The sequence below is a fragment of the Staphylococcus sp. Z5-21 genome, from assembly GCF_056529615.1.
In genome coordinates this window covers 537008-554715 of record NZ_CP096462.1, presented here as the reverse complement: position 1 = coordinate 554715, position 17708 = coordinate 537008, and the positions used below count along the sequence as shown (strand labels likewise).

Annotated in this window: 17 protein-coding genes and 2 pseudogenes; 11 read left to right on the top strand and 8 right to left on the bottom strand. The window is 30.3% G+C overall.

Annotation, left to right across the window (positions count from 1 at the left end):
- Window positions 1-8: 8 nt before the first annotated feature.
- The 3 genes from M1D64_RS02565 to M1D64_RS02555 all read right to left on the bottom strand — a co-directional run bounded on the left by M1D64_RS02565 (window position 9) and on the right by M1D64_RS02555 (window position 1536).
- Window positions 9-893: a permease gene (locus M1D64_RS02565; RefSeq protein WP_041079216.1), complete on the bottom strand. Its 885-nt coding sequence runs from the start codon at window positions 891-893 to the stop codon at window positions 9-11.
- Between the two features lie 89 nt (window positions 894-982).
- Window positions 983-1303, bottom strand: a complete 321-nt coding sequence (locus M1D64_RS02560; protein ID WP_031588348.1) for an ArsR/SmtB family transcription factor — start codon at window positions 1301-1303, stop codon at window positions 983-985.
- Window positions 1304-1335: 32 nt separating this feature from the next.
- A complete protein-coding gene (locus M1D64_RS02555; protein WP_031588347.1) occupies window positions 1336-1536 on the bottom strand; it encodes a hypothetical protein in 201 nt (66 codons plus the stop codon).
- Between the two features lie 196 nt (window positions 1537-1732).
- Between M1D64_RS02555 and M1D64_RS02550 the strand changes: the two are divergent.
- From M1D64_RS02550 to chrA, 6 genes and pseudogenes are all read left to right on the top strand, one after another.
- Window positions 1733-2332: pseudogene (locus M1D64_RS02550) on the top strand (recombinase family protein).
- A gap of 60 nt (window positions 2333-2392) precedes the next feature.
- Window positions 2393-2707, top strand: a complete 315-nt coding sequence (arsR, locus tag M1D64_RS02545) for an As(III)-sensing metalloregulatory transcriptional repressor ArsR (protein ID WP_000120603.1) — start codon at window positions 2393-2395, stop codon at window positions 2705-2707.
- Window positions 2704-3996, top strand: coding sequence for an arsenite efflux transporter membrane subunit ArsB (gene arsB, locus M1D64_RS02540; RefSeq protein WP_480977542.1), 1293 nt, complete (start codon window positions 2704-2706; stop codon window positions 3994-3996). The genes arsR and arsB overlap by 4 nt, the downstream gene beginning before the upstream one ends.
- A gap of 17 nt (window positions 3997-4013) precedes the next feature.
- A complete protein-coding gene (gene arsC, locus M1D64_RS02535; RefSeq protein WP_003756625.1) occupies window positions 4014-4409 on the top strand; it encodes an arsenate reductase (thioredoxin) in 396 nt (131 codons plus the stop codon).
- Between the two features lie 757 nt (window positions 4410-5166).
- A complete protein-coding gene (locus M1D64_RS02530; protein WP_041079224.1) occupies window positions 5167-5469 on the top strand; it encodes a PadR family transcriptional regulator in 303 nt (100 codons plus the stop codon).
- A 10-nt stretch (window positions 5470-5479) separates the two neighbouring features.
- On the top strand, window positions 5480-6643 hold the full coding sequence (chrA, locus tag M1D64_RS02525) for a chromate efflux transporter (RefSeq protein ID WP_019467791.1): 1164 nt from the start codon (window positions 5480-5482) through the stop codon (window positions 6641-6643).
- Window positions 6644-6857: 214 nt separating this feature from the next.
- On the opposite strand, the gene M1D64_RS02520 is transcribed toward chrA, so the two are convergent.
- Both M1D64_RS02520 and M1D64_RS02515 read right to left on the bottom strand, forming a co-directional pair.
- Window positions 6858-8300, bottom strand: coding sequence for a sucrose-specific PTS transporter subunit IIBC (locus tag M1D64_RS02520; protein WP_041079226.1), 1443 nt, complete (start codon window positions 8298-8300; stop codon window positions 6858-6860).
- Between the two features lie 126 nt (window positions 8301-8426).
- Window positions 8427-9002: a peptidoglycan recognition protein family protein gene (locus M1D64_RS02515; protein WP_002482463.1), complete on the bottom strand. Its 576-nt coding sequence runs from the start codon at window positions 9000-9002 to the stop codon at window positions 8427-8429.
- Window positions 9003-9238: 236 nt separating this feature from the next.
- Here M1D64_RS02515 and rsp point away from each other — a divergent pair, with 236 nt between their 5' ends.
- Complete coding sequence (gene rsp, locus M1D64_RS02510; RefSeq protein ID WP_480977541.1) at window positions 9239-11344, top strand: AraC family transcriptional regulator Rsp; 2106 nt, start codon at window positions 9239-9241, stop codon at window positions 11342-11344.
- Window positions 11345-11501: 157 nt separating this feature from the next.
- Window positions 11502-11849, top strand: coding sequence for a DUF4889 domain-containing protein (locus M1D64_RS02505; RefSeq protein ID WP_069826181.1), 348 nt, complete (start codon window positions 11502-11504; stop codon window positions 11847-11849).
- Between the two features lie 181 nt (window positions 11850-12030).
- On the opposite strand, the gene M1D64_RS02500 is transcribed toward M1D64_RS02505, so the two are convergent.
- Window positions 12031-13305, bottom strand: a complete 1275-nt coding sequence (locus tag M1D64_RS02500) for a cation:dicarboxylate symporter family transporter (protein WP_069826180.1) — start codon at window positions 13303-13305, stop codon at window positions 12031-12033.
- Window positions 13306-13792: 487 nt separating this feature from the next.
- The gene (locus M1D64_RS02495; RefSeq protein WP_081326491.1) at window positions 13793-14149 is read right to left on the bottom strand and encodes a DUF3139 domain-containing protein; all 357 of its coding nucleotides are present in this window, start codon (window positions 14147-14149) and stop codon (window positions 13793-13795) included.
- A 378-nt stretch (window positions 14150-14527) separates the two neighbouring features.
- On the opposite strand from M1D64_RS02495, the gene M1D64_RS02490 reads away from it, so the two are divergent.
- From M1D64_RS02490 to M1D64_RS02480, 3 genes are all read left to right on the top strand, one after another.
- A complete protein-coding gene (locus M1D64_RS02490; protein ID WP_037537787.1) occupies window positions 14528-14968 on the top strand; it encodes a MarR family winged helix-turn-helix transcriptional regulator in 441 nt (146 codons plus the stop codon).
- 247 nt (window positions 14969-15215) lie between these two features.
- On the top strand, window positions 15216-15584 hold the full coding sequence (locus M1D64_RS02485) for an Hsp20 family protein (RefSeq protein ID WP_069826178.1): 369 nt from the start codon (window positions 15216-15218) through the stop codon (window positions 15582-15584).
- Between the two features lie 36 nt (window positions 15585-15620).
- Window positions 15621-16055 carry an Hsp20/alpha crystallin family protein gene (locus M1D64_RS02480; RefSeq protein WP_011302459.1) on the top strand — a complete coding sequence of 145 codons (435 nt, stop codon included), beginning with the start codon at window positions 15621-15623 and terminating at the stop codon, window positions 16053-16055.
- Window positions 16056-16268: 213 nt separating this feature from the next.
- On the opposite strand, the pseudogene lip reads toward M1D64_RS02480, so the two are convergent.
- Window positions 16269-17567 (bottom strand): annotated as a pseudogene (gene lip / locus M1D64_RS02475) (YSIRK-targeted triacylglycerol lipase); the annotation flags it as partial.
- Window positions 17568-17708: the final 141 nt, after the last annotated feature.

Here is a 17708-nt window from a genome sequence, read left to right as displayed (position 1 = left end):
CCTTAAATTTAAATAATCATATTAACAATTAGTCCTGTAGCAATGGCTACAACTAAAATTGCGATAACGAATGATATTACAAATTTTTTCTTGAATAACTTAGATAGCAATACGACTTCTGGAATACTTGCGCCAGCACCACCAATTATTAATGCTACTACTGTTCCTAGCGACATACCTTTTGATACTAATGCTTCGGCTATAGGTAACATTGTTTCTGGTCTGATATACATAGGGATACCGATAACAGAAGCAATAAAGACCGATATAAAACCATCACCACTTGCATACTTAGTTATAAATTCTTCAGGTATGAATCCGTATATAAAGGCGCCAATAAATACACCAATAAATAGATAAGGTAACATTGGGTATAAAAATGCCCACGCATCGTTTAATGCTTGTTTAAAACGAGATCCTGATTTATTAGCAAAAAAGCCATCACCTTTAACATTGACCCCTTTATAACTTTCAGCTAAATTCATTTTTGAAAACACTAAACCTGTTAAAATACTGAAAATTGCTAGTACTACAAAATAAACAACAGCTACTTTCCACCCTAATAATGCCCATAACATAAATATCATTAATGGATTCATTAACGGTGAAGCAATTAAGAAACTCATTGCTGGACCAAAAGGAACTTTGGAATTTAATAGACCTGCAAGTATTGGAATAGTTGAACAAGAGCAAAATGGTGTAACAGCACCAAATATCATACCTAATATATAATTGACGGCTTTATTAGGTTTGCTCAAAAGCTTTTTAATTTTTTCTTCTGAAACAACTTGTTGAATCAGACTTACTATAAAACTCACTACTATAAATAGTAATAATAATTCAAAAAATAACATCAGAAATGTTTTTATGAATTCCATAATTGAATCTACCATTAGTATAACGCCTCCGAATTTATTTAATCAACTTTTCTTGATATAATAATCAAAAAAAATTGATTAATTCTATGTTAAAAAGAAGATACTTAAAGTATCTTACAGCAAGTATCTTCTTTTAAAACCACCTGTATTTGTTGCTCATTAATTTTATAATAATTCCATGTGCCATGCTTTTCAGCAATAAGAATATTTGCATCTACTAATTTTTTTAAATGATAGGAAAGTTTAGATTGTTTTAATGCTAATAATTCTTCTAGATCACAAACACATAAAGATTTTGAATCACTTTGACGTATTGAATGTAGAATTTTAAGTCTGATTTTATCAGCTAGCGCATTAAACATCTGTTCATAAAAGTCTAATTGTTCTTCCTCAGTTCTATTAGGACTGGACTGAATAATTTCCATTAAATAATCACCTCTCTTATATATAGATATTTCTATTTTTGTTTGAGTTCTTGTATTGCTTGATTAAAATGAGTTTTTGTTATTTTACCATACATGTCAGGTTCACCTTTAAAGAACTCATTTTTCATATATGATATAGCTTCTTTTAAAGAAACTTCTCTTGATATCATAATTAGATTTAAGTAGCTAACAAAATAATCAACAGATAATGTACCTGCATGATTTATTCTCATAAAATCGAACTCCTTTATAAAATACTAAAACAATACATCAATTTTTTTTGATGTATTAACTATAAATTATTAATGCAACTTTTGCAAGTTATTAAATTCTGTTATTTAGGGTTTATCCTAATCGAACAATAAAAAATACTTGTAAAATGCTATTTTCATTTGTATGATTAGGGTGTATGAAAAAGGGGTGCTAAAAATGATAGTTGGTTATGCAAGAGTTTCGACCATTGATCAAAATTTAGATAGGCAAATTGAAAATTTGCAATCTTTTGGTGCTGAGAAAATTTTCACAGAAAAACAATCAGGTAAATCTATAGAAAACAGACCTGTTTTTCAAGAAGTATTAAATTTTTTAAGAATGGGAGATCGTTTAATTGTTGAATCTATTGATAGACTAGGAAGAAATTACGAGGAAATAATTCAAACAGTTAATTACTTAAAAGATAAAGAAGTTTAGCTCATGATAACGAGTTTACCTATGATGAATGAAGTCATTGGAAATCCACTACTAGATAAATTTATGAAAGATTTAATTATTCAAATTTTAGCAATGATTTCAGAACAAGAAAGAAATGAAAGTAAACGTCGACAAGCTCAAGGGATTCAAGTCGCCAAAGAAAAAGGTATATATAAAGGGAGACCTGTTCTGTATTCTCCCAATGCTAAAGACCCACAAAAGCGTTTAGTTTATTACCGAGTTGTTGAATTACTTGAACAGGGTAAATCTATAAGTACTATAGCTAAAGAAGTTGGTATTACACGTCAAACTATATATAGAATAAAAAATAGTAAATAAAATAACATAGACAATAATCTATATAGATGTTAATCTATTTAATGTCTAGGAGGTTTATTCATGTCTTATAAAGAACTATCAACAATATTAAAAATTTTATCAGATCCAAGTAGGTTAGAAATATTAGATTTACTTTCTTGTGGTGAGCTATGCGCTTGTGACTTATTAGAACACTTTCAATTCTCACAACCTACACTAAGTCATCATATGAAGTCATTAGTAGATAATGAATTAGTTACAACACGAAAAGACGGCAATAAACATTGGTATCAACTTAATCATGCTATTTTAGATGATATTATCCAAAACTTGAACATCATTAATACATCTAATCAAAGATGTGTATGTAAAAATGTGAAATCAGGTGACTGTTGATGACTATTTTAGCAATTGTAATTTTTCTTTTAACTTTAACCTTTGTGATTTGGCAACCAAAAGGTTTAGATATTGGTATTACAGCTTTAATTGGAGCTGTTGTTGCCATCATTACAGGAGTCGTAAGTCTTTCTGATGTATTAGAAGTAACAGGTATTGTTTGGAATGCAACTTTAACTTTTGTGGCTGTTATTCTTATTTCATTAATATTAGATGAAATTGGTTTTTTTGAATGGTCTGCGATACATATGGTCAAGGCTTCAAACGGTAATGGCTTAAAAATGTTTGTTTTTATTATGTTACTTGGGGCAATTGTAGCAGCATTTTTCGCAAATGATGGTGCAGCTTTAATCTTAACGCCTATTGTATTAGCGATGGTAAGGAATCTAGGATTTAATCAAAAAGTGATTTTCCCCTTTATTATTGCCAGTGGTTTTATTGCTGATACTACATCACTTCCCTTAATTGTAAGTAACTTAGTTAATATCGTTTCTGCAGATTACTTCGATATTGGATTTATTGAATATTTTAGCCGAATGATCATTCCTAATATATTCTCTCTGATTGCTAGTATTCTCGTTTTATGGTTATATTTCAGAAAATCCATACCTAAAACGTTCGATACAGAAAATCTATCAGATCCTAAAAGTGCAATTAAAGATTCTAAGTTATTTAAGCTTTCATGGATAGTATTAGCAGTACTACTCGTTGGATATCTTGTTAGCGAGTTTATCCAAATTCCTGTATCAATTATTGCTGGTATTATTGCTTTTATCTTTGTAATATTAGCTCGTAAATCTAAAGCAGTTCATACAAAACAAGTGATTAAAGGTGCACCATGGAATATCGTTGTATTCTCTATTGGTATGTATCTTGTTGTGTTTGGACTAAAAAATGTAGGTATTATAACGATCCTTGGGGATGTTTTAACAAACATTTCAAATTATGGGTTATTTAGCAACATCATGGGTATGGGCTTTATAGCTGCTTTCTTATCTTCGATTATGAACAACATGCCAACTGTTTTAATAGATGCAATAGCGATTGGCCAATCCAGTGCTACAGGAATATTAAAAGAAGGCATGGTTTATGCGAATGTCATAGGTTCTGATTTAGGACCTAAAATTACGCCAATTGGTTCTTTAGCAACATTATTGTGGCTACATGTCTTAACACAAAAAGGTGTGAAGATTTCGTGGGGAACATACTTTAAAACTGGAATTATCATCACTATTCCAGTCCTATTTGTAACACTCTTAGGTTTATACCTTACACTAATCATATTTTAAGAAAAGGGGCTTTAATTATGGATAAGAAAACAATTTATTTTATATGTACAGGAAACTCTTGTCGTAGCCAAATGGCTGAAGGTTGGGGAAAGGAAATATTGGGTGAAGGTTGGAATGTCTATTCTGCTGGTATTGAAACACATGGTGTTAATCCTAAAGCAATAGAAGCTATGAAAGAAGTAGATATTGATATATCAAACCATACGTCAGACTTGATTGATAATGATATTTTAAAACAATCAGATTTGGTCGTAACGTTATGTAGTGATGCAGACGATAATTGTCCTATTTTACCACCAAACGTTAAAAAAGAGCATTGGGGTTTTGATGATCCAGCAGGTAAAGAATGGTCAGAATTCCAACGTGTTAGAGACGAGATTAAATTAGCTATAGAAAAGTTTAAATTGAGATAATCATAAACACCTCTTATTTAGTTAATAAGAGGTGTTTTGCCATTTAAAGAACAAAATTTGTGCCATATAACTCCAAAACTGACATATATATATAGATATAAAAAGAGAGTGTACAGAAAATGGTTATTTTCTGTACACTCTCTATAATAATGTATAATATTTATTAAAAGATATCTTGTTAATTATGTTAGTTGAATAATTTTAATACCCGAGGAGTGGAATACTTTGGATGAAAAAATAACAGATATACGTATAATAAAATCAAGAGAAAAGATAGAAAGTGCTTTAGTAAGCTTATTGAATACATATAACTTTGATGAAATATCAGTAAAAGATATTTGTAAAAGGTATTAAAGAAAATTCGGCCTTTCTGGTACGTCCAGATTGTTATGTGTCTGTAACTACTGATGTTCAAAATCTGGAACCAATAAAAAATATGATTCATAAGTATAGTATTCGTCACTTAAACTAAATAGTCCAAAATAGAGAGAAGAGAATTGCAATGTTCAAATTGCATTTCTCTTTCTTATTTATTAAGTAAAAATATTCTCATATATCAAGTAAAGTGGCACCAACGTGTTAGAGATGAAATAGGTAATACAATTAAAGATTTTAGTAAAAACATCAAGTAGATACTTGATGTTTTTTACTACTACTTCACTGATTTCAAACTTAATAAATTAATTGACAAGAGTATTTACACATATTAAAATCGAATTACGATATCGTAATTCGATTTTAAGTAAGGAGAGATATATTGAAAAGTAAAATACAACGAAAACTATTTTTAGGATTTATCTATATCCATATATTACATCATGCAAAAGAAGATAAAATATATGGGGCTTGGATGATTAAAGAATTAGAAGAACATGGTTATAATATGAGTCCTGGTACCCTTTATCCAATATTCCATACACTAGAAAACGAGAACCTTTTAAAAAGTACCACGAAAACTGTAAATGGAAAAAATAGAAAATACTATTCAATAACTCCAGAAGGTGAAAAGTTTTTAGAAGAATCTAGAGAAAAATTAAAAGAGTTAACCAACGAAATATAAGGAGACCTTTATGTATAAATATATAAATATTTTTTTTGTTGCATTAAAACTTGGTTTATTATCATTCGGTGGACCTACTGCCCATTTAGGCTATTTTTATGATGAATATGTAAAAAAAAGAAAATGGCTTGATGAAAAAGAGTATTCTGATTTGGTAGCACTATGCCAGTTTTTACCTGGCCCTGCAAGTAGCCAAGTAGGTATTGGTATAGGAACTATAAGAGCCGGCATCGGAGGAGGTATTATCTCATTTATCGGATTTACGCTCCCATCTGTAATTATACTAATGATTTTTTCAGCGCTATTTACAAATAGTGATGTAAGTTTCACTTGGATGCAAGGTTTAAAACTAGTAGCTGTTGCTATTGTAGGCCAAGCTATTATAGGAATGGGCAAAAAATTAACAAATACCAAAACCACTATTGCATTAGCATTATTTGTTCTTATATTATCGTTAGTAATAAATAATCTTTATATACAAGTCATTGCACTATCAATAACTGGTGTATATGGTCTCATCTTTCTAAAACAAACATCAACAGATAGAACCAAAATAAAAAACAAATCATTTAAGTTACCTAAAAAATTAGGTTTTGTTTCATTATTATTATTCTTTTTACTATTAACTGTATTACCTATCGCTAGTTCTATGACAAATAATCTATGGTTAAAAATGTTTGATAGTTTTTATAGATCAGGTTCTTTAGTTTTTGGAGGAGGACATGTTGTCTTACCTTTATTGAAAAATGAGTTTGTACCATCAGGATTAATATCACCCGATAACTTCATAACGGGTTATGCTGCTGCTCAAGCTGTACCCGGACCGTTATTTACGTTTGCTTCATACATTGGTATGTCTATGGAAGGGATTGGAGGAGCAATTTTGGCTACTATTGCTATTTTCCTACCAGCATTTCTTTTGTTATTTGGAATTTTGCCATTCTGGGATAATATTAAATCTAATATTTATGCTGAAGGATTTTTAAAAGGGATAAGTGCAGGCGTAGTCGGTATTCTTATTGCTGCTTTTTATAACCCAATTTGGACTTCAACGATTAAATCAGAATTAGATTTTGCTTTAGCCAGCTCATTGTTCATATTATTAATGTATTTTAAATTGCCTTCTTGGGCTATTGTTTTGATAGGTATTATTTTAGGTGTTTTATTTTATTAATATAAATCAATGAATATAAACAATAATTAAAATACTTATATTCTATACGAGTCTGGGACATAAATCCCAGGCTCCTTTTATAACTTTATAAACTAAACACTATAGACAATATTAATTTATTTAATATTATTTATGCCATTTAAAGAACAAAATTTGTGCCATATAACTCCAAAACTGACAATGTTTTCAACTTGTAATCTATAACAACTTTTAGCTATTTTGAAATGGCTTTATTCCCTTTTCTATAAGATAGCCCATATGTTAATCCAAATGCTACGATAAAGGCGATTAACATGCCTATCCCATAATGTAACCAGCCATTATGTTGGCCACTTATAGAAATAAAACCAGGGATTCCTGCCGTACCTAACGCGATTGCTTTCACTTTAAAGAAAGATATATAGGCTGCTCCTATACCTGAACCTACTATCGCACCAATAAAAGGATATCTAAGTTTTAAGTTAACACCAAACATAGCTGGTTCGGTAATACCTAATAATGCTGATATACCCGCTGCAGATGCGACGCCTTTAAGTTTTTTATTTTCTTTAACAATAAAGAAAGCTGCTAGTGCTGCTGCACCTTGCGCAATATTCGACATTGTCGCAATTGGGAAAATAAATGACCCACCTGTTGAAGCACTATCTGCAATCAACTGTGTTTCAATCGCAATAAAGCTATGATGCATACCAGTAATTACAATAGGCGCATATAATAATCCGAAAATCAGACCGCCAATCGCACCACCAAATTCATACAGCCATGTTAAACCATCTGACAACCAATAGCCTAATGTCCGTGTAATTGGTCCTACAAATGAAAATGTAACAAATGCAGTAACTAATATAGATAATAATGGCGTAAGTAAATTATCTAAGACAGTTGGTACTACTTTACGTAGTGCTTTTTCAATTGTCGCAAGAATATATGCAGCCACTAACATAGGAAGCACTTGCCCCTGATAACCAACTTGGTTAATGTCTAAACCAAAGAGATTCCAGTGAGGGATTGCCTTACCTTCTTCTACAGCTTTCGGATAATCATAGGCATTCATTAAATCGGGATGTACCAATATCATCCCTAAAGCTGCACCAAGAAAGGCGTTGCCTCCAAACCGCTTCGCAGCACTAAAACCTATTAATATAGGTAACAATGTAAATGGTGCATTAGCAAAGACATTGATCATCTCAGCTAGCCCTTTAAACTGGTTATGTACGTCAATTAATGATTGACCATCATAAAAAATACCTGGTGCTGTTAAAATATTATTAATACCCATTAATAGACCACCAGCTACAATTGCCGGTATGATTGGTACAAAAATGTCCGATAACATTTTGACAAATCGCTGAAATGGATTCATATTTTTATTACCTTGTGCTTTCACTTCAGAAGTTGTAGAAGCTTCTTTACCTGTTATGTTTTCTAATTCATTAAACACTTTATTGACAGTACCAGAGCCAATAATAATTTGATATTGACCACCTGTTGAAAACGTTCCCTTAACGACATCCATATCATTCAATACTTTCTCATCAACTAAACTTTCATCCTTAAGAACAAGTCGTAAACGCGTAGCACAATGCGCCATTGCGTCTAGATTGTCTTCTCCTCCTATTGCATTTAATAGTTCTTCCGCAGACTTTTTATAATTCAATTAAATCCCTCCTCATTAAATGGAACCGGTACCAAAAATCTTTATCCTTATTGTAACCGGTTCCAACTAAGAACGCAATATCCTACTTTAATTATTTATTATTACATCTATGGCAACTACAACATATTACCCTACCGTTTTTAATTCTTCATCTGATATATAACTAGCATAGGACTTAATTCTTTCAATAAAATAATCTTGTAATTTTTGTATCGTTTGCTGATTTGTTTCTACGTTACCTAAATGAATTTTCCACGCTCGTGCAGGACATTCAGTGTCAAAAAATTCCTTATGCAATCTCACTGTTTCACGGTTTATAGGTAAATGATATTTGTTCAATATAAGTGCAGCCATTTTGAAACTAGCTTCTTCATTTCTCATAAATGCCTCATCATCTAAAACACCATTTATTTTAGATTGGCAACGTTCTATACCTACATAATGTGAATTAGCAAATGCGTTACCACAGTGCCATTCTATATATTCAGATGGATGAAACCAATAGCACGTATTAGCGTCTACATAGAGACATGCCCAGCCTTTCTCTAATTCATTTCTATTTATTCTGCGCTTCAACCACTCAATGTATGCTTTAGCTGTATAATTTTCAGCATCATCATGAAGTACTACGCCTAATACTTGTAATTTAGGTTCTGTGATCTTTTCTGTTTGTCTATAAAATTCAGAATAAATATGTTCCATTGTGAATCCTCCTTCGTATTTTTGAATTCATTTTAAAAATTAACTCTCTTCATTCGGAAAAATTATCCAACCTTAAAATTAAATTGTGGTAAATTTAATTTTAAGCTTTAAATCACTTTGTAAGATTTAAAATTATTTATATTTAAAGGATTAAAATTTTCAACTTTTTATAATATAATGTATTTTGTTCAATATATTTATAGCATGTTATTTTATTATCAGGAGTTGCTTTTACGATGGATAATACAACTTTATGTATTCATGAGTATTTAAACACCATTACACGCCGTTGTATCAATCAAGTGATCTTATTGTTTTCACTGAGTAATCATTTAGACATAACTTTAAATGGAAGAAAAATCTCAGCTGGAAATAACATTATTATCATTAACCATAGTGATTTATATCAAATATCGAATGCACAACAAGTAGTTGAAATATGCATACCTATTAGACATTTTATAAAATTAGAAAAACACTTTTTCAATTCCAATTATAATTTTAAATTACTAAATTCTGAACCATATTTAAAATATCAAATTTTGACAATGGCGCAACAATTAAACCAATCATTTACTATTGATACTTCTCTAATGACAGAAATTATCACGAAATTAAACAAAGAAGCCAGAGTCGAATATGATACGCCTTATATTCCAACGATAGACACTGAAAATAGTTTATTAAATAAAATTACTGAATTTATTAAAGCTAATATTTCACTACCTCTTTTATCTAAAGACGTGTCCAAATCATTCTATATCTCGGCATCTTATATTTCAATTCTGTTCAAAAAACATCTAGGCATGAGTTTTAAAAATTATATTACGAGCTTGAAAATTGCCCTTTCACTTTCCGAACTTGTTCAGAATAAGCAAACCATTTATCAGGTTTCCGAACAGTTTGGTTTTAATCATTATTCAAACTATACGCAACAATTTAAACATTTTATGCAAATGACACCAAATGAATTCAGAAAAAATGTTCAATCTAATCCTAAAATGATTGTTCAACTTGTTAATGAAGATATTAGCCAGTATCAAAGTGCTATAGATACTTATACCTCAGATAAACCGCAGACCATAAATCAAATCAACATTGAGTTAAATCAATTAACTTTTAATGATGCTATTAAATCACCTACTGTTTTTATACACGTTGATAATTTGATGGATATTGTGCAATCTGACTACAATACAAAGTTTAGCTTTAAAGATTTAACGAATGCCTATATTTTAATAAATAATAGTCGTAATTTAGCATTAGAAAATCTAAGTCTTACAGGTATGATTGACTTTATCGATGCTTTATTTTCAAATTATGTTGGTATTGCCATAAGAATTAAATCCTTAAATCAGTTTGATGTCATCGAGGATAGTATCTTTCAATTTTTAAAATATAAACCTGAGTACGTCAAACAAAATCGTGATTATAATTTCCTATTGTCACTAGATGCGACACATTTATCTCTAACAGATATTAATCGTTTATACATTAAAATCAAAAATTTCAATGTGAAGCTCAATATTAAAGTTGGCATCACAGTTGAAGGTGTCATAGAGCAGACACACTCATTAAAGAATGCGTCAAAATTATTAAATCGGTTTAATTTTGATTTTCATTTCATCGATATTGAGCAAGACAACGTACAAACATTACTTAACAAAAAAAGTACGCATTTCAATAACTCAATGAGTCATTTTGAATACTATAATAAACTCATCGAAGAAACACAAATTGATGCTTCAAAATTTGTTTATACGAAATTATCTAAAAAAGGTTTTTTACTTTATGACGGAAAACATCCCTTACAAATTACAGATTTAATGTGCCATATGCTTATCATGTTAAAAAGAGGTAGTGGCGTCGGCTATGAATTAATACGTAAAGAAAAATATGATATCGCCTTAATGAATAACCATGGTATTTATGAACCATTAATGTACTTATATCAATTTGTTAAACCTTTCATTAGTAAATATACAGCCATTCACCAAAACTATATTATTCTGCATGAAGATCATTCTATTCATCTTTTATTGTTTAACGCACCATATCAAAGATCATCAACACAAGATGTTCAAAAATTCATTTTAAAAGAAAAACATCTACCAGCTAAAACAACGTTGTTCATTCAAACATTGAACAGAGAGCATGGATTTGTTGATTATGCATTACCTTCTTCATTTAATGACACTTATATTGAAAGATCATTATTACGCTATATTGAAGATTCCACAATTCCTAAAGCTGAAATAAGACACTTCTCTCGTTCAGATTCACCATTATACTTCACTTTACATCATGATGAATTGAAATATATACGTATTTTACCATCTTAGAATCACACTAATGTTAAACTTAACTTAATTTACATCTCAATGAATCTGTACAATTATAGATTATTAACACGGTATCTGAATCATTTCATTTTGAATGGCAATGTTATAGAATGTTATTTGTAACAGAAACAAATAGTTTGAAAAGGAGCGTTGCACATTGAAAAATAGTAAAGTATTTGCTATATCGTTAAGTGTAATCATGTTAGTTATAGCTGTTATATTGATTATAATGATGTTCACAAGTGGACAAAAAGAAACTTATTACGGATATATGAAAGATGCTACGACAGCTGATAAAGTCATAAGTGAAAAAGATCATAAAATTGAGAAGAATGTTAAGTTACCATCAAAGTCTGATTTTTCACCTAAAAAAGGAGACTTTGTTAAATTAGTAAAAGCTGACGGTGACGACACTTATAGTAAGATGGAAGTTGTAGATCATGACGATATTCCACATGGCTTAATGATGAAAATCCATGATATGGGCGGCATGAAGGGTATGTAAATATATTTTCCACATATCAAATTCGATATACTAAAATAGCTATGAAGAAATCTATAGTAGTAGATTTTTTCATAGCTATTTTTACATTTATAGAAATATGTCTCGTTCAAACTAATTATAAAAGCGTGAGAAGTAAAGTCAGTTTAGGAACTAAATGGTTTTCCACAACCGCTTTTTATAATTAAATCGATTTTAAATATGCTTGTCCTTTTTCTTTATCATAAGCATTCTCCCATTTTGCTATAACAATTATAGACAATGCATTCCCCATGACATTTACGCATGTTCTAACCATATCTAATATACGGTCAACACCTATAATTAACGCAAGTCCTTCTGCTGGTAAGCCCATAGATGTCAATGTTGTTATCAATACAACTATAGAAACCCCTGGTACACCTGCCATACCTTTAGACGCTACCATCAAAGTAACCATCAACATGATTTGCTGCCCTATGGACATATCGATACCATACATTTGTGCTACAAATAATGCTGCAATTGATTGATATAATGCTGATCCATCTAAGTTAAATGTATAGCCGATTGGTACGACAAAAGAGGTAATGTCTTTCGGTGAGCCAAAGCGTTCCATTTTTTGCATTATAATAGGTAGCACTGATTCAGAACTAGAAGTTGAAAAAGCTAAGATTAATTCGTTTTTCAAGATTTTCATTAAAGCAAAAATACTGACACCACATATTTTTGCAACAATGCCTAATATGACTACTACAAAAAATATCATAGCGCCTATAACAACTAATAATAATTTTAACAATGGAATTAGTGCTGATGCACCAAACGTCATAATCGTTGTACAAATAAACGCAAACACACCAATAGGTGCAAGTTTAAGTATCTTGTTTATCATCCAAAAAACAGCTTCTAATGTACCTGATAAAAAGAGCTTTACAGGTTTAGCTTTTTGACCTATTGTCGATAAAGCAATACCAAAAAATACTGCAAAGAATATAATTGGTAACAATTCACCACTTGTCAAAGCTTCAAAAATATTGGTCGGTACAATATTGACAATCGTATCTATAAAATGGTTGCCATATGTAGATTGTTCTGCAGCTTTTGCTGAACTTTCATAATGACTTATATCCCCTTTAGGTAACTTATTTGGATCTAAGCCTGCGCCTGGTTTAAAAATATTAGCAAATATAATGCCTAATCCAATAGCAATTGTTGTTATAATTTCAAAATAAAGAATTGTTTTAAAACCATAACGACCCACTGTTTTAGATTCACCAACATTAGAAATAGATAAAGCTAGTGAACAAAATACTACTGGTATCACTATCATTTTTATTAAATTTAAAAAGATGTCCCCAAATGGTTTAATATAATTAGCAACGTCACTATGACCATAGAGCAATAAACCTACTATGACACCTAATACCAAAGCAATCATAACTTGCATTGGTAAACTTATTTTCTTAAATATTGTCATGATGTTTCTCCCCTTTTATAATATCGACTAATTATACCAAATTAAATCTTTTTTACACATCTATTTTTTCTACATTTTAAAACTTTATACACTTAAAATAACTTAATTCATTTTTAATTATTATTTAAGTTACATAATTAAACCTTTACGACAATCAATACAAAGGCTTTAACAATAACATGCTTTTTTTCTTAACTTTAACTCTTTTTAGTATATATAGTAATTATGCGATGGAATTGAAATTTTTCTATTTAATTTTATATTTGAGTAACATAAAAAAACCATACTTCTTATATATTTAAAAGCCAGAAATTCTAACAAAACAGTATATTTACAAAAAAGAACGAATCCATAATAAATGGATTCGTCTTTTTTAAATATTAACTTTTAAGCGTGCTTGATAATCTACAGAAGTAACTCATATAATCATTTGATTTCTGTGTTATTCCTATTTTTAAAGGCTTTCATACTTCAGCTATTTTATGAGCTAATCCTTAGGTTTGTAATCTTGTTTAAATGCATTGTGCTTCGCATCTTTAACATTTTTATTCGTTTCACTATCAAAACCTTGAACTAATATGCCTTTATAAGTACTAATCGGTTGAACAACATAAGTGTATTTTGGATCATCCTTAAACTCTACTTTTTTATAATACAATCCTTTTTTGGCACTATAAAGTGTCTTTTCTGTCTTAATTTTTTCTGTTAAATGCTTTTCGTCCATATAATGGTCAACTAATTCCAAATTTTTATGACCTTGATACGTTCTCATACCAAAGAAAAATACGATAGCAATAATCAGTGATATGACCAATAGCCCTATGATTTTTAAAAATGTTTTCATCATTAAACTCCTTTTATTAAAACATAACCTTCTATAAACAATGATTAATCATAATTGTTGTAACTTTTTTATACATAAAACGATATGTATATATTAAAATCCATAATGTTATTATTATGACTGATTACAATTCATTAATAAAGTATTAAAGCACTTTTGTAACAAAATCTTCTTAAATTCATTACTCATTATAAGTAAATTACGCCCTGTCATTTGTTAAGAATAAATCCTATCAAATGAGTTGGTTTTCTATATATTGTTTTGCATTATGTATTATATATAAAATATTATAACGAGAGTGTAAAAGAGGCGCACAACTGTTGCTTGACAATAGACAACGTTCATAATAAGGTTAACTTTCATAAGGGGTGATTTATAATGGAGGAAAAAGACAACACGTTAGAACGACAACTATGTTTTCTTTTTTATGTTTCTTCTAAAGAGATAATTAAGAAATATACATCTTATTTAAAAGAATTCGATTTAACATATACAGGCTACATTGTTTTATTGGCAATCGGAGTGGAAGAAAAATTAAATATTAAAACACTAGGTGCACGTGTTTTTCTAGATTCAGGTACACTTACACCATTATTAAAAAAACTAGAGAAAAAAGGTTACGTGACTAGAACACGTGAAATTGATGATGAGCGCAATTTACAAATAGCGCTTACAACAAAAGGTAAAGATATTAAAGAACCACTTTCTAATATATCTAAACAAGTCTTTAGCGAATTTGATATGGAAGTTGATGAAGCGATTGACTTAAAAGAAACATTACAAAATTTTGTTAACAAGCATTTCCAACAAAATATTTAATTTACGATGGATAAGTTAAAGTTAGAAGTACATTTTATAATTATTTTTGACTTTACTTATCTTTTTTTAACTACCACTGTATTTCACTATTTTTGCCATATGTAGTTGTATAAATCTATTTACATATATTTATTTAATGAACGCCCTATTACAAGTGGTGTTTTTTTATGTCTAATGCTTTGACTTTGACTTTCTTTGACTATAGTATTATACTGTAGTTGTAAGGTTAAAGGAGAGGTGATTAGAGATGATACAAAATACCAGTAATCTTCCACAAGATTTATTAGAAAGTTTATTATCAAATCATCATGAATTCAAAGTAAACGTTTATCAGTCAGATAATCAATACACAGTTGAAGCTGAGCTCCCTGGTTATCAAAAAGAACATATTTCAATCAATTATGAAGATAAAACACTAACAATTACTGCAAAACATTCAGATGCACAGCAAGATGAGATGACATATCTTATCAAAGAGCGTAGTACTGATGAACAAAGCAGACAATTTATATTCAAAAACATCGATACAAATGCTATTAAAGCCACAATGGATGATGGCATTTTATCTGTTATGCTACCAATCAAACAAACAAAAACACAAATTTCAATAGACTAAATTTTTATAAAATAATATTTAAAGGAGAGATGTACGATGGCTTTTGATATGAGACCGTTTAACAATTCATTTTTTGAAGGAAATCCTGGAGATTTATTTAAAGATTTTGGACGTCAGTTTTTTGAGCAATTCCCAGATAGTACAAGCATTAAATCAGACGTAAAAGAACTAGATAATGCCTATGTCGTGGAAGCTGAACTCCCTGGTTTTCAAAAAGAAAATATTAGTTTACAGTTTGAAAACAATGTTTTAACTATTGAAGGAAAACAAGTTATTGAAAACAATGAGGAAGATGAAGCAGGTCGTCTAATTCATCAAGAACGTAGTACGAGCAACGTCAAACGTCAATACCCATTTGAAAATGTTGATGAAAATGCTATTAAAGCTTCATATGAGAATGGCATGTTAAATGTAACATTACCTAAAAAAACACAAGAAGAACGTTCTTCATCTAATATTCAAATAGACTAACGATAATGAACGTTTACACGAGTTAATTTTTATAGTAAAAATCATAACGGTAGAGTCACTTTATTGGTGACTCTACCGTTTTTCTTTATGTTGATCTATTGGGTTTCCCCTACTTACACATAAGCTAATAATTAAGGACATATAAGCATATTAAAAAACCATCTCCAAAAATTTATGGAAATGGGCAATAACTTTATTTAGCTTATTGGTAGTTTAGACAGCTAGATTTCTATTTTCGGATTCGTCTACGCGCATTAAATGATCAACAATACCAGTATAAAATTGTTCTAATTCTTCACCAGTGCGTTTATAATCTGTAGGATCCATACCAACAAAATCCATATAATCCCAATCCTTTTTAACTGGTAAGACTTGCCAAATACCTTTTTCATTAGCTGAACTAATATCTGTTACATTTTTATAGGCTTGTCCATTTGGATATAAGGATGAAATAGTAGGTACAATACCATCATTTAATCTCAATTGCTGATTCTTATCTTTACCAATGATCCGACTTGTTAAATCCATTAGTGGATATTGTCTAATATTTGGAACATATTTGCCAGATAATGTTGCATGTGAAGCTTCCCCAGCATATGACGTATAAACAATATTAGGGTTCAGTGAGGTATTTTGATTTAATTGTTCCGAACCTTCGGCTGTTAAGTCGGTTAATGCATTATCCTTTGTATCCCATAAAAGACTATTCTTTATACGTTTTGAGTATTCGATATAACTTTCATTTGGATGCTGTTTGAATCCCCATTGACTAAAACCTAAATCTAAATTTGAAAAACGATTACCGCTGACTTTACCAATATCATTTAGTATTTTTTTCGCAAAGTCACGATTACCTAAATTATCAGATGCGGGCGAACCATTATGAGGTGTTACTAAAGTGGTTATAGAAGATATCATATTATCCTTTTGCCCTTTGAAAAGTGGTGAAATCTCTCCACCATGTTCCTTTTGATAAGCTATTTCTTCGGGATTACCGTAACGTAACATTTGTTCAAGTAGACGAATGGTTTGACCACCCATACTATGTCCAACTAAATGAACTTTTTGACCTGGTTGCCATTCTGGCATCACGCCAGTATATGTACGTCCGTATCTATCATGACCATATTTTTCAGCATGTGCTTGACCATAATCTACACGACCGCCTTTGATATAATAATAAAGTTCCGTTGCTCTATCATGGTTACTACTGAAAGTACCAACTGTAGCTTCATGTACTTCATACCCTGACTTTTCAAATTGCTCTTTGATATGGAATTTATCCCCACACCAATAATTAGGGTAAAAAACAGGTCTATTTTCACCTACGCCACCAAAGAAACCGTTTACTAAAATCAGCGGGTATTTGTTTTTATATTCACCTTGTTTTGCAGTTTTTGAATCTTTAAGTAACTTATCCGCTTCTACTTCTTCAGCATCAGCACGTTTTCGAGGTGTAGCTGTTTCATTTTCAACTTTATCTTTTGCTTTATAAGAACTATCTTTCGCGTTTGGATCTAAATCTACTTTTTCTGTATCAAATTTTTTTTGTTTTTAAATTATTCTTATCGCCATTATTTTCTATACGTTGTGGTTCTTGTGTTGTTTCATCTTCTGTGAGGCTTTGTTGGTCTTGTTGCTCATTTTTTGTGT